Genomic DNA, 434 nt, shown 5'->3' on the forward strand with positions numbered 1-434 from the left:
TGTTCGTGGACATGTAAATGCGTGGTCTGAGTACACGCGTGATCTGGAAATGCTTCGAAAAACCGTTAAGCAAGAGCATCAATATCTACTTGGACATTCTATGGGTGGCATGATTGCAGCTTTGCACTTGCTGGAGTATCCGAATGTGTTTAAGGCCGCAGTGCTCAGCGGTCCCGCTTCGGATGTGTCTTACAAGGTTCCTGTTTTCAAAAAGATCCTAGGTCAATTAATGAGCGCTTGGTATCCGTCTCTTGGGCTTAAAAACAAAATTGATCCGAACATTGTGTGCGGCAATCAGGAGGTAGTTGATGCGTATATCAACGACCCGCTGAATCATGGCCAGGTTTCCGCCCGATGGTTTAATGATTACCTCAAGCAAATAGAGCGATTAAAGCGTGAGGCCGGCACCATCAAAACACCTGTAGCGATCTGGC

At 47.0% G+C, this 434-nt stretch carries 1 protein-coding gene; it reads left to right on the plus strand.

The window, feature by feature from the left end; all coding sequences use genetic code 11:
• Positions 1-434 (plus strand): alpha/beta fold hydrolase (locus A3750_RS03775; protein ID WP_156498372.1); only part of this gene is annotated, 434 nt, incomplete at both ends.

This window comes from Oleiphilus sp. HI0079 (assembly GCF_001635105.1).